At 55.8% G+C, this 20807-nt stretch carries 19 protein-coding genes; 15 read left to right on the forward strand and 4 right to left on the reverse strand.

Features of this window, described 5'->3' with window-relative positions:
• Positions 1-5 precede the first annotated feature (5 nt).
• Both KCG87_RS06605 and gspH read right to left on the reverse strand, forming a co-directional pair.
• On the reverse strand, positions 6-614 hold the full coding sequence (locus tag KCG87_RS06605) for a prepilin-type N-terminal cleavage/methylation domain-containing protein (RefSeq protein WP_210557403.1): 609 nt from the start codon (positions 612-614) through the stop codon (positions 6-8).
• Entirely contained in the window at positions 611-1063 is a 453-nt protein-coding gene (gspH, locus tag KCG87_RS06610; RefSeq protein ID WP_027613110.1) for a type II secretion system minor pseudopilin GspH, read from the reverse strand. The genes KCG87_RS06605 and gspH overlap by 4 nt, the downstream gene beginning before the upstream one ends.
• Positions 1064-1196: 133 nt before the next feature.
• On the opposite strand from gspH, the gene KCG87_RS06615 reads away from it, so the two are divergent.
• From KCG87_RS06615 to KCG87_RS06640, 6 genes are all read left to right on the forward strand, one after another.
• A complete protein-coding gene (locus KCG87_RS06615; protein ID WP_210557401.1) occupies positions 1197-1628 on the forward strand; it encodes a type II secretion system protein N in 432 nt (143 codons plus the stop codon).
• A 347-nt stretch (positions 1629-1975) separates the two neighbouring features.
• The gene (locus tag KCG87_RS06620; protein WP_210557400.1) at positions 1976-2872 is read left to right on the forward strand and encodes an EcsC family protein; all 897 of its coding nucleotides are present in this window, start codon (positions 1976-1978) and stop codon (positions 2870-2872) included.
• A gap of 346 nt (positions 2873-3218) precedes the next feature.
• Positions 3219-4127: a hypothetical protein gene (locus tag KCG87_RS06625; protein ID WP_210557398.1), complete on the forward strand. Its 909-nt coding sequence runs from the start codon at positions 3219-3221 to the stop codon at positions 4125-4127.
• Positions 4124-4606: a hypothetical protein gene (locus tag KCG87_RS06630; RefSeq protein WP_210557396.1), complete on the forward strand. Its 483-nt coding sequence runs from the start codon at positions 4124-4126 to the stop codon at positions 4604-4606. Before KCG87_RS06625 ends, KCG87_RS06630 begins: the two co-directional genes overlap by 4 nt.
• The gene (locus tag KCG87_RS06635) at positions 4593-6641 is read left to right on the forward strand and encodes a hypothetical protein (protein WP_210557395.1); all 2049 of its coding nucleotides are present in this window, start codon (positions 4593-4595) and stop codon (positions 6639-6641) included. Before KCG87_RS06630 ends, KCG87_RS06635 begins: the two co-directional genes overlap by 14 nt.
• Positions 6642-7069: 428 nt before the next feature.
• Entirely contained in the window at positions 7070-8200 is a 1131-nt protein-coding gene (locus KCG87_RS06640) for a PIN domain-containing protein (RefSeq protein ID WP_210557394.1), read from the forward strand.
• A 423-nt stretch (positions 8201-8623) separates the two neighbouring features.
• On the opposite strand, the gene KCG87_RS06645 is transcribed toward KCG87_RS06640, so the two are convergent.
• On the reverse strand, positions 8624-9010 hold the full coding sequence (locus KCG87_RS06645) for a hypothetical protein (RefSeq protein WP_210557393.1): 387 nt from the start codon (positions 9008-9010) through the stop codon (positions 8624-8626).
• Positions 9011-9564: 554 nt separating this feature from the next.
• On the opposite strand from KCG87_RS06645, the gene KCG87_RS06650 reads away from it, so the two are divergent.
• Entirely contained in the window at positions 9565-9924 is a 360-nt protein-coding gene (locus KCG87_RS06650; protein ID WP_007968533.1) for a hypothetical protein, read from the forward strand.
• Between the two features lie 232 nt (positions 9925-10156).
• On the opposite strand, the gene gspI is transcribed toward KCG87_RS06650, so the two are convergent.
• The gene (gspI, locus tag KCG87_RS06655) at positions 10157-10531 is read right to left on the reverse strand and encodes a type II secretion system minor pseudopilin GspI (protein WP_210557392.1); all 375 of its coding nucleotides are present in this window, start codon (positions 10529-10531) and stop codon (positions 10157-10159) included.
• Positions 10532-10679: 148 nt separating this feature from the next.
• Here gspI and gspG point away from each other — a divergent pair, with 148 nt between their 5' ends.
• From gspG to KCG87_RS06695, 8 genes are all read left to right on the forward strand, one after another.
• Positions 10680-11138, forward strand: coding sequence for a type II secretion system major pseudopilin GspG (gene gspG / locus KCG87_RS06660; RefSeq protein ID WP_282597928.1), 459 nt, complete (start codon positions 10680-10682; stop codon positions 11136-11138).
• An 8-nt stretch (positions 11139-11146) separates the two neighbouring features.
• The gene (gspK, locus tag KCG87_RS06665; protein WP_210557391.1) at positions 11147-12100 is read left to right on the forward strand and encodes a type II secretion system minor pseudopilin GspK; all 954 of its coding nucleotides are present in this window, start codon (positions 11147-11149) and stop codon (positions 12098-12100) included.
• Positions 12097-13281, forward strand: coding sequence for a type II secretion system protein GspL (gene gspL, locus KCG87_RS06670; RefSeq protein WP_210557390.1), 1185 nt, complete (start codon positions 12097-12099; stop codon positions 13279-13281). Before gspK ends, gspL begins: the two co-directional genes overlap by 4 nt.
• Complete coding sequence (gene gspM, locus KCG87_RS06675) at positions 13274-13822, forward strand: type II secretion system protein GspM (protein WP_210557388.1); 549 nt, start codon at positions 13274-13276, stop codon at positions 13820-13822. Before gspL ends, gspM begins: the two co-directional genes overlap by 8 nt.
• Positions 13819-16200, forward strand: coding sequence for a type II secretion system secretin GspD (gspD, locus tag KCG87_RS06680; protein WP_210557386.1), 2382 nt, complete (start codon positions 13819-13821; stop codon positions 16198-16200). Before gspM ends, gspD begins: the two co-directional genes overlap by 4 nt.
• 235 nt (positions 16201-16435) lie before the next feature.
• Complete coding sequence (gene gspE, locus KCG87_RS06685; protein WP_210557384.1) at positions 16436-17842, forward strand: type II secretion system ATPase GspE; 1407 nt, start codon at positions 16436-16438, stop codon at positions 17840-17842.
• The gene (gene gspF, locus KCG87_RS06690; RefSeq protein WP_003225634.1) at positions 17842-19053 is read left to right on the forward strand and encodes a type II secretion system inner membrane protein GspF; all 1212 of its coding nucleotides are present in this window, start codon (positions 17842-17844) and stop codon (positions 19051-19053) included. Before gspE ends, gspF begins: the two co-directional genes overlap by 1 nt.
• A 489-nt stretch (positions 19054-19542) precedes the next feature.
• Complete coding sequence (locus tag KCG87_RS06695; RefSeq protein WP_210557382.1) at positions 19543-20652, forward strand: substrate-binding domain-containing protein; 1110 nt, start codon at positions 19543-19545, stop codon at positions 20650-20652.
• Positions 20653-20807: the final 155 nt, after the last annotated feature.

The following is a 20807-nucleotide window of genomic DNA, read 5'->3' on the forward strand; positions in this document are numbered from 1 at the left end:
GCTAGCTACTGCAGCGGCCCCATCACCTGCCGATACCGCTCCACCCCCTGCGCCGTCTCCCGCGTCAACCGAACCTCCAACCCCAACGGATCCTCCCGCCGATTACCACTCAACTGCCGCCACCCCTTATCCACCTCCCAAACCCGCACCTGCACATCACTCACACCATGCAACACCGCCACCCCAGCCCCTGGCGCCGGCAACGGATACCGACTGCGCGCCTCAGCCACCGCCCGATACAACGTATCCCCCTTGACCCACCAGCGCACCCGCTGCAAAGCCCCAGGCTGATCCGCCGCACTGCGAATGATATCCAGCCGAAACCCCTTGCTATCACTGCTGCGCACCGTCAACGCAGGCGGCGCACTCGGCGGCTCATCATCCACGCCAACCTTCTTCGGCTCACTCAACTCCACACCCGCGCGCATCTCCACATCACGCTGCAACTGATTCAACGCCCGCAACAAACTGTCACTCTGCTCACTGCTCGCCTGCAAATGACTGTCCGCCCGCGTCACACTGTCCAGCCCGCGCCACGCAATCAAACTGACCACCGCCATCAGCAAAATAGCGACCATCACCTCGATCAGGGTAAAGCCCCGTTGAGCGTTCATTGCACACTGATCCTGCCACTGGCATCACGCAGCACACTCAGTCGATTCAGCCCATCAGACAAGGTCAATTGCAGCGGCGGATTGATCCACTCGGCGTTAAGCACCACCTTCTGCTTCGGCTCTACCCGCACCTCCAGCTTCGGACTCTGCCAGGTGCGCGGCCGCAACTGCGGGTCATCCTTGAAATGCTCAAAACCCCGACCACTGTCACTGCGCCGACTGAACCGAAAGCCCTTGCCATCACTCACCCACACAATCGGCCGACCATCCGCCCGCGCCTCCGCCTGCGCCACCTGCAGCAACTGCGCCACACGCTCGGCGTCCTTGCGCAGCAACTGCAGCGGATCCGGCTTGATACTCAGACTGATCGCCGCACTGGCGATCCCGATGATCACCAGCACCACCATCAACTCGATCAGCGTAAAGCCCTGCTGCTTACCCACATTCATCGGTTGCGCGCTCCGTTGCGTCCAGCCCCGTCCCAAAAAAACATCCTGCACGGCCAACATGTAAGCCGTGTGAAATAAAACCGTGAGAATTGCCGCGTAGCCTGTCAGCAGGGACTAAAAGGAGATTCAGCCCATGATGCTCACCACCCGCATATCCCCCCCGCAAACCGTCCAGGGCCTCGCACTGCTCGCCGCCCTGATCGGCGTGGCGACCTGGTCGTCGCTGCTCCTGACCTCCGCCGAATCCCACACCCCACCAGCGCCTCCACAAATGCTCGCGGAACGCAGTGACAGCCCGGCGTTGCAGTGGTTTTCCAACCAGACGGCACCGATGGACATCAAGGTGAGCGGGGTGATGGCAGGGAGTCGCGGGGCGGTGGCGATTTTGAGTTTGAACGATGGGCCGCCGCGGAGTTTTTTGCAGGGGGAGAGGGTGGGTCCTGGGGTGAAGTTGGTGGAGGTGGAGGGGGATGGGGTGGTGATTGAGCAGGGGGGGGAGAGGGTGCGGTTGGGGGTGGAGAGGTTGGGGGAGGGGGTGATTTTGCCGAGCCTCGTGAGGCCCTGATTTGTTGGATCGGAGTCGTTATTTTTGCCGTTCAGTTGAACGGCGGTTCAAGGGCCTCTAAAAACAGGGAGTATAGACGCAAGCGAGTGCTTCTTGTCGCTCCCGGGCTGATGCGGGTAGTCGAAAATGTCCGCTACCTGCCAGAAGCGGACACTTCTTGGTAAGTGGTCGGCAAACGCATCTTCTGTGCTCCAGCGTCAGGAACGATGCTTCTGCGTACTTTTAAACGCACGGAATTATGCTCATTGCGTAGCCGCAGTATCTGGAAAATAGGCAGCGGAAATTGAATCACGGCATAATGGCCTTTCGAGATCATTGATGATTGATTCACCATCCAAGGATTCAGAATGTCGAAGCTAAGCAAATATGAGCAACACGCACTCAAGGAAATTCACAGCTGGAAGGAGCCTGACATTGGCTGGTTCGGCCAAGCACTGAAGGTGATAAACCAGCCGCTGGACAAAGCAGGTGACCTTTTGTTCAAGGCTCCCGGTGTAGGCCCTGCGATCCAAGGCGCAATTGAGGGCTTGACGAGCGTTTGCCACGACGCAGCCCAGTGGAGCGTAAGACCAGAAGCAATTTTTGAAGAGTTTCGTGGCGACGGGCACAGCACGATTAAAGCTCATAAAGATATTCACGATCTGGATCTGGAGCAAATCGATAAGGTCGTCGGATTCCTTGGCGCTAAATATAAGGGTATCGCTCTGGTAGAAGGGGCAGGGGCAGGGGCCGTGGGCTTACCTGGTCTGGCAGTCGATATCCCGGCGTTGATCACACTCAACCTTCGGGCGATTGGCGAGTACGCTGCCTATTACGGTTTTGATACCTCACGTCAGGAGGAGCGACTGTTCGCCTTCAACGTGCTTGGCCTTGCTTCCTCTCCCACCGACAGTTCGAAGGCACTTGCCATGGCCCAACTGATCAAGATTTCTCAGGATGTAGCAAAGAAAGCGACTTGGAAGGAGCTGGAAAAAAGCGTTTTCGTGAAAATCATCCAAGAAATCGCCAAGGCTCTGGGCATACGTCTTACGAAAGCAAAGCTTGCACAAACAATTCCCGCTATGGGCGCAGCTGTTGGCGGAGGTTTCAACGCGTACTTCACTATGAAAGTCTGTGATGCAGCCTTCTACCTTTACCGGGAACGCTTCCTGGCGAACAAGTATGGCCCAGAGGTGATTGAGGTGACCGTAAAACCTGCCAAGGATTATGACCCGCACTACACTGAAGCCTCACAAGCCGTGTGAGAACTCTAGCAATGTCTGACCGAAAGCTTTCGCGCATAAGCGGCTGCTTTCGGCCAAAAGCGATCGGTCGTAGCCGTCAGTTTTCGGTCATGATCAGTCATTCGCGAATGCCCGTTTCCTATCCTTAGCTGCCTGTCAGCAGCTTGGTCAAAGAGCTTGTCGCATACTGCCCTCCTCGACTAGTCTTGTATGATGGCATTGGGCCTGTTCCAGTTAGTGAAATTATGAGTTATAGAGAATGGATTCTTTCAATCGCCAAAATATTTTCTGTCAAATAGAAATTTCTAGCCTCTCTTTTGAGGTCTGCCATTTTACAGGCCTATATAGTCGGCATGACGGGTAATTTATGGAAATTAGTCCTAATAAAGTCTGGGAAAGAAAAGAATGGGAAGAGCATGTAAATGATCTGCTCAGAATAAAGCATGGTCAAGAAAACTATGTTCCTATACCAGACCGGCATAATGGTGATGCTGGGATTGAGGGTTTTTCCTTCTGTGGCAATGCTTATCAAGCTTTTTGCCCGGAAGAACTCTGCACCATGGAGCAGCTTTATGATAAGCAGCGCGACAAAATGACAACCGATATAAGCAAATTTATAGAAAATAAAAAAAGTATTTTGTCGAGCATACTGGGCGGGACGAAAATAAAACGCTGGATTTTGGTCGTGCCTAATCATCTCTCGAAACATTTGAATTCTCATGCATCCACTAAAACTGCCGAAGTTGTCAAGGCCAAATTGGCTTACGTTGATAATAACGATTTTCATGTATTGGTTTGGGATAGAAATACGTTCAAGAGTGAAGAGGCAGAGCTGCTTGAGCAGGGGATTAGGGTTCTCAGGTTGGAGCGAGAGGCGGTATCTGATGTTCAGGTCAATGCGTTTCAGACGGACAAGTCAGATTTTGTAAATAACGTAGAGGTAAAGCTGACCAAGTTAAAGCCAGCATCTCCTGCTCAAATTGAGAAAGCGAGAGATGTTATGCTTAAACAGGCGATCTACGCTCAAAACATGCTTGGTAGCTTAAAACAAGAATACCCAGAGTACCACTCTCAAATTGTCTCTGGAGTTATAGAGAGAGAGGAAAGGTTACATATCGAATATTTTGAAAGCCAACAGAAAAGTCCAGCTCAGCAAATAGTAGCTCTCAAAGAAGTTTTGGCAAAAAAGAGCAAGCTGCACGAAGATAATTTAGACTGTATTGCTGCTGGAACGGTAGCTGACTGGCTTATGCGCTGTAATTTGGACTTTGAATGATGGACATTCTTGATGTCGTACCAAGCAAAGTTGTCTTTCGCCAGAGCGGAACTCCAGTAGAGCCAGAGTTCAGGCCGTTGTGGAGGCTTTCTTTAATTGCGCTAATATTGCTTAGGCTGAGTTCCGGAAACAAGGCTGGCGCCAAAAAAATACAAGCTCTTAGCTCCGTTATCTCATCCAATGAAAAGCGGAAGAACTACTCCTCTGAGGTCCAAGATCTATTCACAAGTGTTAATGTTAGGTTTGATCCGCTTGTAGACCGAGCTATTGATATGGGGCTGGGTGAGGGGGTTTTTGAGCTGGAGCCGTCGAAAAGTATAAAATTGTCGGATAAGGGCATGGCTTTTGCGAAGGCAATTGATACAGATAAGGAAGTTTTTGTAAAGGAAAAGGAGTTTATGAAAAATTTCAGCAAGTCTTTCTTTACCGACGCTGTCGTAGATAAACTCATATCTGGTGATTTCCGTGAGCAAGCTTAAGATAAATAGGCTAAAGATAATATCCAGAACAAATGAAGGGGATTTTGGTACGGACATCCCTTTTTCATATGGGCTGAATATTATTAGAGCTGACAACACTCTCGGTAAATCAACCTGCGTTCAGAGTATTGTATATGCGCTGGGGCTAGAGGGTACCTTAGGCCCGAGTAGAAAGAGCCCTTTAAAGTCAGCATTGACTACGAGACTAAAAAAAGCGGATGGAGGCTATGCGTTAGTAACAGAATCAAAAATCTATCTAGAGATTGCCAATATTAACGGCAAGGCAATCACAGTCGTCAGAAGTAGTGTAGAAGAAAAAAACAGGGTCATATCGGTATATGATAAGCCGATTGATGAAATCAATTTCCTGTCTGATTCTTCCTTTTCTGATTTCTTTGTTAGAGATCCAGGCTCGGCTGCTAGAGAGCGAGGGTTTCATAATTTTCTTGAGAAATTTCTTGGTATAGAGGATCCCCAAGTTGTCAAGTATGATGGAAATACTTGTCCACTTTATCTGGAATCTATATTTTCGGTCAATTATGTCGAGCAAACTAGGGGGTGGGGAGGGATTCTCAACGTGCTTCCTACTTATCTTGGCATCAAGGATTTGGCAAGTCGGGTTCTGGAATATAACCTTGCCTTAGATATTCAAGAGAATAATCGAAAGAGACAGCAGTTAGCTGTCAAGAAAAATAATCTTGAGACTACTTGGGTCTTATCTGTCGAGAGGCTAGTGTCCGCGGCGAAGCAGGTATATGCATTCGTTGGCTCGTCTATAAGTGATGAAATAGGTAAGCAAGATTCAGTAAATAGCGCGACTGATCTCTATGTATTAGACCCTCACTTGCACAAGGTTAATCTTCTCGATCATCTTGATTCTCTGAAGTCGGAACTATTGGTCCTTAAAAAAGAGTCTGCTTCAAGTGTAGGGCATGGTTTGAGAGTTCAAGCGCAAGAAAAAGAACTTGGCCTTTTAATGAATAGGCTCTCGGAAGAGGAGTCCGCTATCTCAATATTGCTATCAGATATTGATGTCAGCGAGGACTATGTACGCTCGATAGAAAAACGCATCTCGTCAGTTAAAGAAGGGCTGCGAAAGTATCGAGATATAAAGAAGATACAAGAGTACGGTTCTGCCGAGAGCTTCAAATTCCTGGAAGGCCGGTGTCCCACTTGCAATCAACCTATTCAGGACTCGTTGCTTCCTCATATGCACAATCAGTCGGCGTTAGGAATAGACGACAATATTAAATATTTGGAAAAGCAAGTATCTGTCTTTGAGTCTCTTAGAGCGGGCGAAGAGAGCAAGGCCTTAGCTAAGAGAACTTTAATACTCAGAGCGCAAGACAGGGTCAATCTCACTCGATCTGAAATCCGCTCCTTAAAGGAAAGCCTTATTGATGTTAAAGGTGCTCCATCTAGGGCGCAGCTCAGAAAGGAAATTCTACTGGAGGAGAAATTAGAGGCGATCGAGCGAACCCTGACTATTGAGTCCGAAATCAAAGAAAAAATGATATCCACAAAACTAGAGTGGTCGAATGTAGCGGGCGCAATTTCTAAGCTACCCTGGGATGGCTTTAGTCGAAATGACTATATAAAATTTAGTGTGCTAACTGAGCAGTTCAAGAAGAATCTAGGCGATTTTGAATACAAAAGTACACCTATAGAAGACTTTGAGATCTCAAAGCGGACCTATAAACCCGCTATTGACGACGTTGATCTTGGGTCAGAGGCATCTGCGAGTGATAACATTCGGGTGATTTGGGCATATTTATATTCCTTGCTGACTTTGGATGTTCATCTGAATGGGCTTGCCACAAATCATTTAGGGGTGCTAATGCTGGACGAACCGCGCCAGCAAGAGACAAAAGAAGTAAATTTCAAAACGTTTATTGAGAGAGCATCTGAAACGCGCAGTATGGAGCGGCAGGTCATAATTGCAACTAGTGAAAAATATGATGACTTGAAGGAAATGATTGAAGGATTGCCTGTTAATGTAATTGATTTCCAAGGGCCTCTAATTTCTAAAATCTAACTTGGATATGATTATGGAGGCCAATGTGCGTCGCGCGGGCAGCAAAGCTCTGCTGCTTCGCGCCAAAGCACAAAAACCGAGTGAGCATCAAACTAACTTAAGGAAAAAAGGCCGCTTTGGGTCAAACGATTCGCGAATAACTGATAATGGCCGAAGGTGGTCGCTTGCTAATGTCCTCTTCTGGCCGGAAGGTGTCGCTTTCAACGTCCGCTTCTGGCCGATAGCTGCCCTTCACAAAGGGCGGCTTCGGATCGTTTTCTGCCCAGCACGATAGGCTGCCTGCGTCCGCAGGCTACCTCTCATAAGGGGAAAACCCGACTAGAAGCGCGTAACTGATGTACATCATGTTCGCAACGTTAAAGGAAGATTCGCTTGTGCCTTTTGCCCCATGATAGCGTAGCGCTCTATTGTCTAATGCAGAGTTTTTTATGAAATTTCACTCCGTAGTCATTGATACAAATTTTCTCATGCGCGACTATCCGTTACGCGGCAACGCACTGCAAAAAATTATAAAAACCAAGAGCTTTTACGCGTTGGAGATTTGTATTCCAGAAGTTGTTCGCGATGAATGTATCGGAAACTATGCCGAGGACATGGAAGCTGCAAGCAAAGAACTAATTGGACTATCTGATAAATTTGATAGGCTAGGCTTACAGGGGGTATTAAGCAAAAATACTGCTATTAAAAAAATCGACTCATCGCGTCAAAAATACGCACGCCGGCTGGACGATTTTATTGCTGTTAACGGTGTGAAGTTACTTCCTTATCCTGCTGTAAGGCATAAGGATGTCGTGGAGAGGATGTATCAGCAAAAAAAGCCGTTTACGGATGGTGGGGTGCGGGAGAAAGGCTATAAGGATTTTTTGATCATTGCATCTATTGAGGATTACCTGAAGCAGGGAGTGCAAGATAACGTGCTTCTCCTTACTGAAAATGTTGCCGATTTTGCCTGCGCTAAGGCATTGTCTAAGAAAGAAAACCCGTTGCTACCGTTGGACGACCAGTATGGCTTGTCTAATGTGTATGTGGCTCGCTCGGCGACGGTGCTTTTTAGTGCGCTGAGTTCGAATATTGGGCAATCATGCAGCAGTGAGGTCATAAACACATTCAATGAGAAATTGGTAAGAGCTGTTAGCAAGCGGCTTTCCGATTTGGACGCGGAACTATTGCTGGACTTGTTTGGAGCTTTTTTGGATGTGAGCATTGAACAAGATACTATCAGCTGCGAAGTTATTGAAAGTCAGATCCAAGTTGATGATGAGGCGGAAATCATGGAGGCTAAGGGCATCATCAAAATCTCCTTTCGATGTAAGTTTTCTGTGGATAACTTTGATGTGCAGGTTAAAATAGTAGACGATCAGTTCGTTTTTATGAAGCAGGTAAAAGATAGAGTTTTTCAAGAGCGCCTGCCTTGGCGCGGAGAATGGTCTGAAAACTTTTCTAATGTTGAGTTTAGCAAGGAGTTCTTGTTCGAATACATTGATATTAACTATGTTGAGAGCAATGAAGGTGTGACTGATGAATTAGACACATTGTATCTTTCTGTCTCCAGGTTGTAATATCGCGCATTTGGCGTCGTGGGATATTTAAGTGTCGAATTATATTAATTTGCATGACGCTCAAGTTTTTTAAAGATATATATTCTTGCCGATGATTTCTCTGCTGCAGTTAGGGGCGAATACTAGCAATATGCGTAAAAAATTTTCCCTCCGACCCTTTTATAACGGCAACGGTAAGATCGCTTTTTTACTCTAAAGTGAAAATGCTCGGTGACAGATTGCTCATATCACATCCACGGAGAAAAGGCTTAGTCGGTAGTTACTGAGGCCTTATTGGCTAAAAGAATGCTGATGTCCGTTTTTGGCCGACTGCGGACCTTCCCAAAGACAGCAGTCGGCCAATTGCGGCCCATCAATCAAAAGCGCTTTTGTCCGGAAAGCACCATTCAAAAATATCTGTAGCGCGACACGCAGGCACCGACCTCAAGGACGATGTAGCCCAGTCGCATCCCGCCAGTACATGGTTTGTTCGAACTGAAAGCTAACTAGAAAGAAGGCGGAACACGACTGAGATATTGATTGGGCGACTTTTTCCAAATCCTCCATAGCCGACTCTCCCTCTGGTTCGGGGCCTTTAATTCTGATGGTACAACGCACAGCGACAGGAAAGTCGATACCCATTGTATTCTCAGCATAAATCGTGGGGTCACCGAAAGCGTCATCGGTACTTAATTTAAGTCCTGAGCTAAATTCATCGTATAGCCCATTTTCTGTTACCTCGACTTTTCGAGCACCAGCATTCTCAAGGGCATTGCTCAATGTCAAAATTGTGAGCGTACTATCAGCTTCCAAGCACAGATCAAGACTCATCAATCCTCCCTTTTCCCGATGAACACTTGCACCAAATTTGAATGCGATCGTCGCGACAGTGTATTTGACTAGCGGTATGAATGTCCGCTTCTGGCCGAAAGCAGCCATCGGGTGTGAAATGTAGTCCAAAAACGCAAGTCAGCTGGCCTGATGAGTGGATGGATCTATTTAGGGGATATTTTCCGCAGTAAGATCAAGGTAAACATCGACGTTTAAAAAGACATCTCTAGATACTCACTCAGGCTACACGTCCTTGCGCCATTGCCTACAGCTACGCCAGAATCCGCCGGCTTGTGCGCCTTGGGGGTGGGTTCTATTGTGGTTCGGTCGCTGACGAATCAGCGATCGGGTTTGGTAGCCCGGCTTAGACTTGGCGCATTGCGTCACCCGATACAGGCCCTTTTGGGGCTGTGTATTTATGGTGGCCATGCGCAGGGCGTCTTCGGGCGCGCCGGTTTTCCAAGTCACCGGTCTACCAACCTTCGTATGGCCACCACCCCTTCGTTTGGTAGCGAAAGATGATGGCTCCTTTTCTATGATTTGGAGATTCACTCATGATCAAACCAACACCCAACCCACCCGAAACCGCGTCGGTTTCCCCCTACGAATCCATCGATTCCAAAAAACTCCACGAAGCCGCCGACCGCGCGCTCGACCATTACCTCTGTCCGCCCGGTTCCACGCCGCCGCCACGTAAACACCGTGGGATGTATGCCGTGACGGCGGACAACAAAACCGAAGAGCTACTGGTGGATGCCAGTGAAACACTCGCTTCGGCCAAAACCCTCGCGCAGAACATTGCCAGTTTGTTGCCGGTGTCGCAGCGTCACGCGCTGGCGGGGATTGCGCAGTTGATCATGCTTGGGGAGTTGGCGGTGAATCGGGCTTTGGATAATTTGCAGTTGCCGGGGTGATGTAGGTGTCGGGGACACTTGGTTATTGATCGGGTGTTCATTCTGGCGCCTTCGCGAGCAAGCTCGCTCCCACAGGGTTTCAGGCTGATTGCGGATATCGTGTGGGGCATGCGTTGTTTTTGTTGCCTGAGTTGTTTGTGGAGGAGCTGCCGGAGGATCGGGCCGCGATTGGACGATCTTTTGATTTTGATGTTTAAAAACAAGATCAAAAGATCGCAGCCTTCGGCAGCTCCTAAAGGGGGCGATTTAGTAGGGTTTCCAGGCGGGCCAGGGGCGGGGCGTCTTGGTTGCGGTCGAAGACCTGGATGCCGACCTTGAGCAATCGGCCGTTTTCGGCTGTGGCGATGGCTTGTTCGCAGCGCAATAGCAGGCGTCCCTGATCACAATCAACGGCTTTCACACCGGTCGGCAATCGGCCTTCCAGTTGCAGCTCCGCCATGCGGGTTTGCGCTGCGATCATTGCAATCGAGCGATCCCGCAGAACTCCGCTGCTTTGGGTCATCAGCCCTGCTACGCGCACGGCCGCCGACATCGCCACAGCAATGATCGCCAGCGCCACCAGCACTTCAATCAGGGTGAATCCGCTTTCTCGGGAGCGCGTAGGCATATAAGGCCCAAAACCAAAACACAGCCCTCGACCCTAACCCCCGTCCTTGACGGCTTGACGACGAAAACTCCCGAGGATTTTCAACATCCCTGACATATCTTCTTGCAACACTGCGCGTCGAATCGAATCAAGCCAAGGGAATGTCGAGATGGATATCGCGCAGTTCAAACAGCCCGGACGACCGAGCCGGATGCCCCGTGGGCAGCAGGGTTTTACCTTGATCGAGATCATGGTGGTTGTGGTGATTCTCGGGATTCTGGCGGCGATGGTGGTGCCCAAGGTGCTCGACCGGCCGGATCAGGCGCGGGCCACGGCGGCCAAGCAGGATATTGGTGGTTTGATGCAGGCGCTGAAGTTGTATCGCCTCGATCACGGTAATTATCCGAGCCAGAGTCAGGGTTTGAAAGTGCTGGTGGAGCGGCCGGCGGATGCGAAGAACAGTAACTGGCGTTCGTACCTGGAGCGCCTGCCGAATGACCCGTGGGGTCGTCCTTATCAGTACCTCAATCCCGGCGCGAATGGCGAGATCGATATCTTTTCCCTCGGTGCCGACGGTCAGCCTGACGGCGACGGCGTGAATGCCGATATCGGTTCCTGGCAGCTGTAAGGCCGGTGATGAATAGCCAATCGAACCAGCAGGGGATGGCGATCATCAGTGCGCTGTTGATTGCGGCGGTGGTCGCGGTGATTGCGGCGGGGATGTTGACCCGGCAGAGCGTTTCGACTCGTGCGCTGGAGGCGGACCAACAGCGGGTGCAGGGGCGCTGGGTGTTGCACGGTGGGCTGGAGATCAGCCGGCAATTGCTCTGGGATGCGCGGCAGCGTGATCCGTTGACCCGGCTCGATCAGCCGTGGGCGCAGCGCTTGAATGCGCACGGTTTCGAGGGGCGGCTGGAGGATGAACAGGGCAAGTTCAATCTGCGCAATCTGGTGGCCAACGAGCGTGTCGATGAGGCGCAGGTGCAGGCGTTTCAGCGGCTGTGCGAGTTGATCGGTATCAGCGCCGGGTTGAGTCAGCGCATCAGTCAGCGGGTGATCGGCTCTTATCCGTACCTGTTGAATCCGCAGATTGCCGAAAACACCGCGAGCAAAAACGCCTTTGACAGTGGCCGCGCCACGTCGCCGAATGCGTCGCGCAAACCGCAGAATCCGAAGTTGCCGATGCTGCGCAGTGTCGAGGATCTGCGCAGCATCGAGGGCGTGAATGAGGCGGTCATTGGCAAACTGGCGCCGTACCTGACGGTGATCCCGGCGACCACTTGGCTCAATGGCAATACCGCCACTGCGCCGGTGTTGGCCGCGTATGTGCCGGGGTTGTCGCTGGAGCGGGCGCAGGCGCTGATCAATGAGCGCGACGCCGGGCGCTGGTTCATCAACCGTGGCGATTTCGTCAACCGCTTGCGCATGCCCAATCTGGAGCTGACCAGCGTCAAGGTCGGCATCACCAGTGACTGGTTTCGTCTGCGTGGCGAGGCGCGGCGGGATCAGCGTCGGGTCAGCCTCGATGCGTTGCTGCACCGCAGCGAGGATCGTCTGCCGCAAGTGATCTGGTCGCGGGTGGGCGTATGAGTCAGTTGCGTGTGAGTTTGCCGCCACTGGCGGGGTTGAGTCTCGACAGTGAGATGGATTGTGCGTGGCTGGATCGGCAGGGGCAGGTCATTCGTGAGCAGCGCCTGACCTTCACCCAACTGGGGCAGTTACCGAAGCAGCCAGCGCTGAGCGCTTTTCTGCACCCAGCGGACAGTCTGCTGGCGAGCATCGACTTGCCGCCGTTGCCGGCGAACAAGACCGCCGCAGCCGTGCAATGCGCGGCGCAGGCCCTGATGCTCGGCGACAGCAACGACATGTACATCGCTCATAGTCCACGGGACGACGCGGGGCAGGTGCAGATTGCCTGGGCGCCGCGTCAGCGTTTGCAGCATCTGGGGCAAATGCTGAAACAGGCCGGTCTGAATCTGCGCGGTCTGTACCCGGCGGCGTACAGCTTGCCGGTGCTGCCGGGCACGGTGGCCTGTCGGCAGGACGGCCATTTGTTGCTGCGCGAAAGCGTGCAGGTGGCGCGGGTGCAGCCGCTGTTCGACGAGGAGATTGGCGATTGGCTGCTGACCTGCGGCACGCCGCTGCACTGGATCGGTTCTGCACCGCCGCCGCAAGCGCAATTGCCGATGGCTGAGGCGCAGCGCTGGACAGGGCCGTTGCCCGGTTGGGGCCTGCAGGGTGCGGTGCAACAGCAGCGCAGCGAGCATCGCGGTTGGGGCCGGGCGCTGGGACTTTGCGCATTGGCGGTGGCGGTATGGGTCATCGGCTTGAACCTGTATGCCGCCCGCGAAGCCAGTCAGGGTCAGCAGTACAAGGCGCAGATGGCGCTGCGGGTGAAGCAGGCCTTTCCCGAGTTGCCGGTGATCCTCAATCCGTTGCAACAGGCGCGTCAGCAATTGACGGCGCGGCAGAAGGGCGCGGCGGAGGACCCGGCGCAGCCGTTCAATCGGCTGGTGTTGCAGGCCGGCAGTGGCATGCCGTTCATGGCCGGCACGGTCGAGCGCCTGACCTTTGTCGACGGCACCTTGCAGTTGAGTCTGCTGGCGGATGCCCGGCGCAGCGCCAATGACAAGGACAAGGATTGGCAAGCCGCATTGGCCCAGGTCGGGATCAGTGCGACGGCCGATGATGAGGGCTGGCTGCTGCGACCGAGCGAAGAAGTCACCACCCCCGACGAAAGCGCTGACGACAGCGGAGCAGAAGATGAATAAGGCATCGCTCGCGGTGTATCGCGCCCGTTGGCAGCGTTTCAGCGCGCAACTTCAGGCGCGCTGGCAAGCGCTGGCCCTGCGCGAAAAACGCATGGTCGGCGGCATGGCGGCGCTGCTGCTGGCGCTGTTGGTGTGGGTCGCATTGATTCAGCCGCCGCTGAAAAAAATCACTTATTGGCAAGCCGAAACCCCGAAGTTACGCGCCCAGACCGAAGCCCTTGAAGTGCTGTTGCGCGAGGTCAGCGTGCGTCCGCAGGGGCAAAGCATCGAGCAGTCGCTTGAGCAAACGCTGCAGGCCAGCGGCCTGGCCGGGCACTACCAATTGCAAGTCGCGGAGGCTGGCGCCTGGCAGCTGACGTTCGACGCGGCGCCGGCCGATGCGCTGCTCGACTGGCTGTTGAGCAACCCGGCACAACTTTCTCTGCAAGTGGTCGAGGCCCGTCTGCAACGCGCCGACAACGCTTCGACCGAAGTCACTGCCGGCACATTGTCAGGCACCGTTCGCATGGATCAGGCGCTGGGCGCTAAGGAAGCTTCATGAAGGGGTCAGGATCCAAACAGGCGCGCATGGCGTTGCCGATGCTGCTGATGGCGTTGAGCGCGTGCAGCAACACCACCACGCCGCCGAACCAGCCGCCGTTGCTGGTGGACAGCGAACTCGGCCGGCCACTGGCCAACACCCAGCGCAGCGGCGATGCGCTGCTCGATCGTCAACGCGCCCAGGCGCAAGCAGCGCCGCAACCACGGCAGATGCACAACATCACTGAGCGTGCGCGCAGTGGCGCGGCTCCGCGCAGCAACACGCTGGCGAGCAACCCGTTGGGTGATCAACCGGTGACGCTGAATTTTGTCGATGCCGATATTCAAGCGGTGGTGCGCGCGTTGTCGCGTTCCACCGGCCAGCAGTTTCTGGTCGACCCTCGGGTCAAGGGCAGCCTGACGCTGGTCTCGGAAGGTCAGGTGCCGGCGCGGCAGGCTTACGACATGCTGCTCGCGGCGTTGCGCATGCAGGGTTTCAGCGTGGTCGATGTCGGTGGCGTCGCCCAGGTGGTGCCGGAGGCCGATGCGAAACTGCTCGGCGGGCCGATCTACAGCCCGGACAAACCCGCCGGCAACGGCATGCTCACCCGCACCTTTCGCCTGCAATACGAAAACGCGGTGAACCTGATTCCGGTGCTGCGCCCGATCGTGTCACCGAACAACCCGATCAATGCCTATCCCGGCAACAACACCATCGTGGTTACCGATTACGCGGAGAACCTGACCCGCGTCGCCCAGTTGATCCAGACCATCGACACGCCGAGCGCGATCGACACCGACGTGGTGCAGATCCAGAACGGCATCGCCGCCGACATCGCGCCGATGGTCGCGGATCTGCTCGACGCGCCGGGCAACGATCCGACGCAGAAAATCGCGGTGATCGGCGACCCGCGCTCCAATACCATCATCATCCGTGCCGGCAGCCCCGAGCGCACCGAACTGGCGCGCAACCTGATCTACAAACTCGACAACGCGCAGAGCAATCCGAGCAATCTGCACGTGGTTTATTTGCGTAACGCGCAAGCGGCGAAACTGGCGCAGGCCTTGCGCGGACTGCTGACTGGCGAGAGCGACAGCGGCAGCAGCGACAGTGCGCGCTCGGTGCTCAGTGCCATGGGCAGCAACGGCAACAACAATGGCGGTTCGAGCGCGCAGAGCGGCACGCAAACCAGTGGCAACACCTCGACCACGTCGAGCACTGGCAGCACCGGCGGTAGTTATGCCCAGGGCAGCAGTTCGACCAGCAGCGGCGGCAGTCAGGCCAGTGAGCAGAACGTTGCGTTCAGCGCCGGCGGAGTGACGATTCAGGCTGACGCGACCACCAACACCTTGCTGATTTCTGCGCCGGAGCCGTTGTATCGCAACCTGCGCGAGGTCATCGATCTGCTCGACCAGCGCCGTGCGCAAGTGGTGATCGAGAGCCTGATCGTCGAGGTCGGGGAGGACGATGCCAGCGAGTTCGGTGTGCAGTGGCAGACCGGCAATCTCGGCGGTAAAGGCGTGATCGGTGGGGCGAACCTCGGTGGGTCAGGGATCAATCTCAACGGCAAGACCAGTCTCGATGTGCTGCCGCAGGGTTTGAACCTCGGTTACGTCAATGGCACTGTCGACATCCCCGGCATCGGCAAGATCCTCGACCTCAAAGTACTGGCCCGAGCGCTGAAGAGCAAGGGCGGCACCAACGTGCTGTCGACGCCGAACCTGCTGACGCTGGATAACGAAGCGGCGAGTATTTTTGTCGGCCAGACCATTCCGTTTGTCAGCGGTAGCTACGTGACTGGCGGCGGTGGGACCAGCAACAACCCGTTCCAGACCGTGACCCGGGAAGAGGTGGGTTTGAAGCTGAATGTGCGGCCGCAGATTTCCGAGGGCGGCACGGTCAAGCTTGATATCTATCAGGAGGTCAGCAGCATCGACGAACGCGCGTCGGCCAGCGCGACGTCGGCGGGGATCGTCACCAACAAGCGCGCGATCGACACCAGCATCCTGCTCGACGACGGCCAGATCATGGTCCTCGGCGGCCTGCTGCAGGACGGCTACAGCCAGAGCAATGAAGCGGTGCCATGGCTGGGGACGTTGCCGGGGATCGGCGCGCTGTTTCGCAACGAACGCCGGGCGATCACCAAAACCAACCTGATGGTGTTCCTGCGCCCGTACATCATCCGCGACAGCGAAGCGGGGCGCAGCATCACCCTCAACCGCTACGACTTCATGCGCCGCGCCCAGGGCGGGCTGCAACCGGAACGCAGCTGGGCAATGCCGGACATGCAGGCGCCGCAGTTGCCGACGGCGGCGCAGGGGGTGCCGAGCCCAGTTCCGGCTTCGGGGCCGAGAGCGACGATCAAAGCGGTGCCGATTGAAGGGAGCACACGCTTTTGAACAGAATCCTCAATCTGAGAAGTAACCCTGTAGTGAGGGGATTTATCCCCGATGGGCTGCGCAACAGCCCTAAAGCCTATGCACGCGGTCAGTCAGATGTATTCGGATATCAGGTTTCGGGGCTGCTGCGCAGCCCATCGGGGATAAATCCCCTCACCACAAGAAATCCGCTCTCCATAAGAAATCCCCTCACCACAGGAACACCTCCAGGCAGAGAGATTGGGGAGGTTTTGAGATGAGTTCACTGCCCTACGCCTGGGCCAAGGCCCAGCGCATTCTGTTGTGCGACGGCGTGCTGACCGTGTGTCCATCGACGCCGGGCTGGTCGATCAGCGAGGTGCGGCGGCAGTTCGGTGGGACGTCGCTCAAGCGCGTGCGCGACGACGAACTCGATGGCCTGCTCGCCACGGCCTACGCCGACACCGGCAGCGCCGCCGCTGTAGTCGGCGCAGCAGAAAACGAAGTCGACCTCGACCGGCTGATGCAGGACATGCCGGAAATTACCGACCTGCTCGACACTCAGGACGGCGCACCGGTGATCCGCATGATCAACGCCTTGCTCACCCAGGCCGCACGCGATGAGGCCAGCGACATTCACATCGAACCGTTCGAAACCCATTCGGTGGTGCGCTACCGGGTCGACGGCACCCTGCGCGACGTGGTTTCGCCGCGCAAGGCGTTGCACGGTGCGCTGGTGTCGCGTATCAAGATCATGGCCCAACTCGACATCGCCGAAAAACGCCTGCCGCAGGACGGTCGTATCGCGCTGCGCGTGGCCGGGCGACCGATCGATATTCGCGTGTCGACCGTGCCCACCGGGCATGGCGAGCGGGTGGTGATGCGTTTGCTCGACAAACAGGCCGGGCGTCTGCACCTGGAAACCCTCGGCATGGACGCGCAGGTGCTGGCCAGACTCGATCACCTGATCCGCCAGCCCCACGGTATCGTGCTGGTCACCGGCCCCACCGGCAGCGGCAAGACCACCAGCCTCTACGCCGCGCTGGCACGCCTCGATGCCAGCACCAGCAACATCCTCACCGTCGAAGACCCGGTGGAATACGACTTGCCGGGGATCAGCCAGATTCAGGTCAACGCCAAGATCGACATGACGTTTGCCTTGGCCTTGCGGGCGATTCTGCGCCAGGACCCGGACATCATCATGATCGGCGAAATCCGCGACCTGGAAACCGCCCAAATCGCCGTGCAGGCGTCGCTCACCGGTCACCTGGTGCTGGCGACGCTGCACACCAACGACGCGGTGTCCGCGGTCAACCGCTTGATCGACATGGGCGTCGAGCCGTTTCTGCTCGCTTCGTCGATGCTCGGCGTTCTGGCCCAGCGGCTGGTGCGGCGCCTTTGCAAAGAGTGCAAACAGGAAGATTCAGCAGCGCCGGGCACCTGGCGCCCGGTGGGCTGCACCGCCTGCAATCACACCGGTTACAGCGGTCGCACCGGCATCCACGAATTGTTCTGCATCGACGACGACATCCGCACCCTGATTCACCAGGGGGCAGGGGAGCAGGCCTTGCGTGCGGCGGCGTCCAAGGCCGGGATGTTCAGCCTGCGCGAGGACGGCGAGCGCTGGATTCGCAGCGGCGCCACCGCCCCTGAAGAAATCCTCCGTGTGACCCGAGACGCCTGATGAATCGCTATCGTTTTGAAGCCGCCGACGCTACCGGCAAGATCGAGTCCGGGCACCTGGAGGCGGACAGCCAGGGCGCGGCGTTCGGCGTGTTGCGCAGCCGTGGCTTGACCGCGTTGTCGGTGCACAAGGAAAGCAACGTCGCCCAGCATGGCGGCGGTGGCTTGTTCAGTGCGCGTATGTCGGACAACGATCTGGCCTGGGCCACCCGCCAACTGGCGAGCCTGCTCGGTGCCAGCCTGCCGTTGGAAGCGGCACTCAGCGCAACGGTGGAGCAGGCCGAGAAAAAACACATCGCCCACACCCTCAGCGCGGTGCGCGCCGACGTGCGCAGCGGCATGCGTCTGGCCGAGTCGCTGGCCGCGCGACCACGTGACTTTCCGGAGATCTACCGCGCGTTGATCGCTGCGGGGGAGGAGTCCGGCGATCTGGCGCAGGTGATGGAGCGGCTGGCGGATTACATCGAGGAGCGCAACAACCTGCGCGGCAAGATCCTCACCGCGTTTATCTATCCGGGTGTGGTCGGGCTGGTGTCGATCGGCATTGTGATTTTTCTGCTGAGTTACGTGGTGCCGCAGGTGGTCAGTGCGTTTTCCCAGGCGCGGCAGGACTTGCCGGGGCTGACGTTGGCGATGCTCACCGCCAGTGATTTCATTCGGGCGTGGGGCTGGTTGTGTGCGGCGCTGATCGCCGGGGCGTTCTGGAGCTGGCGCCTGTATCTGCGCAATCCGGCGGCACGTTTGAGTTGGCATCATCGGGTGTTGAAACTGCCGCTGATCGGACGGTTCGTGTTGGGCCTGAACACTGCGCGATTCGCCTCGACCCTGGCGATTCTCGGCGGTGCCGGGGTGCCGTTGTTGCGCGCGTTGGAGGCGGCGCGGCAGACGCTATCGAATGATCGCCTGAGTCTGAGTGTCAGCGATGCGACAGCCAAGGTTCGCGAAGGGGTGAATCTTGCGGCGGCTCTGCGAGTGGAGAACGTGTTTCCGCCGGTGCTGATTCACCTGATCGCCAGTGGTGAGAAAACCGGCGCACTGCCACCGATGCTCGAACGTGCGGCGCAAACGCTGTCCCGCGATATCGAACGGCGGGCGATGGGCATGACCGCGTTGCTCGAACCGCTGATGATCGTGGTGATGGGCGGGGTGGTGCTGGTGATTGTGATGGCGGTGTTGTTGCCGATCATTGAGATCAACCAGTTGGTGCAGTAGCTGATTCCGAGGTCGCCTGGTCTGGCCTCTTCGCGAGCAAGCCCGCTCCCACAGGGGACAGAGTTGTTAATGCAATATATGTCACACCGCAAGAACCTGTGGGAGCGGGCTTGCTCGCGAAGGCGCCCGTCAGAACAACAAATAATTCAGACTTTTTTCCAATACTTCAGCATCACCCGACCCTCAAAAGAACCATCCTCGGGTTCTCCTTTCTGTCATCTGCAACCACCCCGCAACGGCTGCAGCCAGTTTCAGCCAAACCCACGATCCAGACCCCTCGCAATCCGCCGCAAACACCCGAGAAAACGCCCTGAAAAACCCCTCGCAGCTCCCGAGGTTTTTTCCTTTATCTGTCACCGCAAGATGCGAATTTCTCAGTGCGACTTAACCACGGACCCCGCTTGCGAAGGTCAGCGGTGAGTCTTCCCAGTGTCATGCAAGACCCCTGAAAACCTGTGTTCACAACCATCGTTGAAAAGGAGATTCTTCATGTTCAAGCGCACTCTGATCGCCGCTTCCCTGACCGTCGCCGCTCTGGCTTCCGCTCAAGCCATGGCCGTTACCGGTGGTGGCGCCACTCTGCCAGCCGCTCTGTACAAAGGTTCGGCCGACAGCATCCTGCCTGCCAACTTCAGCTACGCGGCCATCGGCAGCGGCGGTGGCAAGACCGCTTTCCTGACCAACAACCCGGCCGGCTTCAGCACCACCGGCACCGTGCACTTCGCCGGTAGCGACTCGATCCTCAGCGCTGCGGAAATCAGCACCTACAAGAACACTTACAACGCTTCGTACGGCCCGTTGATTCAACTGCCGTCGGTGGCCACTTCGGTTGCCATCCCGTACAAAAAAGCCGGCCAGACCGCGCTGAACCTGACCAGCGCTCAGCTGTGCGAAGTGTTCTCGGGCCAGAAAACCACCTGGGGTGCTCTGCTGGGTACTTCCGACGCGACCACGATCCGCGTTGTTTATCGCAACGTTTCCAGCGGCACTTCGGAAATCCTGACTCGTCACCTGAACTCGGTCTGCCCGACTCAGTTTGCGACCAACTCCACCTTCACCAGCGCTCGTATCGGCGGCATCGCTCTGCCTTCGAACTGGGTCGGCGTCGCCAACACTTCCGAAGTTGCCACTGCCGTGAACGCGGTTGACGGTTCCATCGGTTATGTAGGTCCGGACGGCGTCGATGCCACCAGCAACGCTGTTGTTGCTCGCGTCAACGGTGTTCAGCCGACTGCGCTCAACGTGACGCTGGCGCTGTCGTCGGTCAATCCTCCGGCGAATGCTATCGATGCTGCCGATCCGTCCAAGTGGTCGCCAGTGGTTGCTAACCCGACTTCGGGTTACAAACTGGCTGCCTACACCAACTTCATCTTCGGTCAGTGCTACAAGGATGCAACCGTGGCTGCGGCCGTCAAAGCCTTCCTGACTCAGCACTACAGCAACCCGGGCAACAACACTGCGACTCAGGCCCACAAGTTCGTCGCCGTGCCTAACGCCTGGAAAACCGCTGTAACCGCCAACTTCATCACCAACACCTCGGGCAACAACCTGGACATCAACAACGCCAGCGTCTGCAACGCTATCGGTCGTCCTTTGTAAGCTCGCGCGGTCGTAACGCCGATGACGGCAACCTTCGGGTTGCCGTCATTTTTTTTGGCTCGGATACACGCCGAACATGAAGTTTGTGTGACATCCGTTCGGTCGCGCCCTCCGCCAACGGCCTATGTCGTAACAGCAGGTTTTTGCGCGCCTGC

Origin of the sequence: Pseudomonas sp. MWU347 (assembly GCF_017947305.1) — a bacterium.
Classification (GTDB): Bacteria; Pseudomonadota; Gammaproteobacteria; order Pseudomonadales; family Pseudomonadaceae; genus Aquipseudomonas; species Aquipseudomonas putida_A.

Bases quoted from the DNA above. Each gene is read 5' to 3' on its own strand.
- KCG87_RS06695 (WP_210557382.1), top strand. From the start codon at position 19,543: ATGTTCAAGCGCACTCTGATCGCCGCTTCCCTGACCGTCGCCGCTCTG.
- gspL (WP_210557390.1), top strand. From the start codon at position 12,097: ATGAGTCAGTTGCGTGTGAGTTTGCCGCCACTGGCGGGGTTGAGTCTC.
- gspF (WP_003225634.1), top strand. From the start codon at position 17,842: ATGAATCGCTATCGTTTTGAAGCCGCCGACGCTACCGGCAAGATCGAG.
- gspI (WP_210557392.1), bottom strand. From the start codon at position 10,531: ATGCCTACGCGCTCCCGAGAAAGCGGATTCACCCTGATTGAAGTGCTG.
- gspK (WP_210557391.1), top strand. From the start codon at position 11,147: ATGAATAGCCAATCGAACCAGCAGGGGATGGCGATCATCAGTGCGCTG.
- KCG87_RS06640 (WP_210557394.1), top strand. From the start codon at position 7,070: ATGAAATTTCACTCCGTAGTCATTGATACAAATTTTCTCATGCGCGAC.
- KCG87_RS06615 (WP_210557401.1), top strand. From the start codon at position 1,197: ATGATGCTCACCACCCGCATATCCCCCCCGCAAACCGTCCAGGGCCTC.
- gspM (WP_210557388.1), top strand. From the start codon at position 13,274: ATGAATAAGGCATCGCTCGCGGTGTATCGCGCCCGTTGGCAGCGTTTC.
- KCG87_RS06620 (WP_210557400.1), top strand. From the start codon at position 1,976: ATGTCGAAGCTAAGCAAATATGAGCAACACGCACTCAAGGAAATTCAC.
- gspD (WP_210557386.1), top strand. From the start codon at position 13,819: ATGAAGGGGTCAGGATCCAAACAGGCGCGCATGGCGTTGCCGATGCTG.
- gspH (WP_027613110.1), bottom strand. From the start codon at position 1,063: ATGAATGTGGGTAAGCAGCAGGGCTTTACGCTGATCGAGTTGATGGTG.
- gspG (WP_282597928.1), top strand. From the start codon at position 10,680: ATGGATATCGCGCAGTTCAAACAGCCCGGACGACCGAGCCGGATGCCC.
- KCG87_RS06650 (WP_007968533.1), top strand. From the start codon at position 9,565: ATGATCAAACCAACACCCAACCCACCCGAAACCGCGTCGGTTTCCCCC.
- gspE (WP_210557384.1), top strand. From the start codon at position 16,436: ATGAGTTCACTGCCCTACGCCTGGGCCAAGGCCCAGCGCATTCTGTTG.
- KCG87_RS06630 (WP_210557396.1), top strand. From the start codon at position 4,124: ATGATGGACATTCTTGATGTCGTACCAAGCAAAGTTGTCTTTCGCCAG.
- KCG87_RS06645 (WP_210557393.1), bottom strand. From the start codon at position 9,010: ATGAGTCTTGATCTGTGCTTGGAAGCTGATAGTACGCTCACAATTTTG.
- KCG87_RS06625 (WP_210557398.1), top strand. From the start codon at position 3,219: ATGGAAATTAGTCCTAATAAAGTCTGGGAAAGAAAAGAATGGGAAGAG.
- KCG87_RS06605 (WP_210557403.1), bottom strand. From the start codon at position 614: ATGAACGCTCAACGGGGCTTTACCCTGATCGAGGTGATGGTCGCTATT.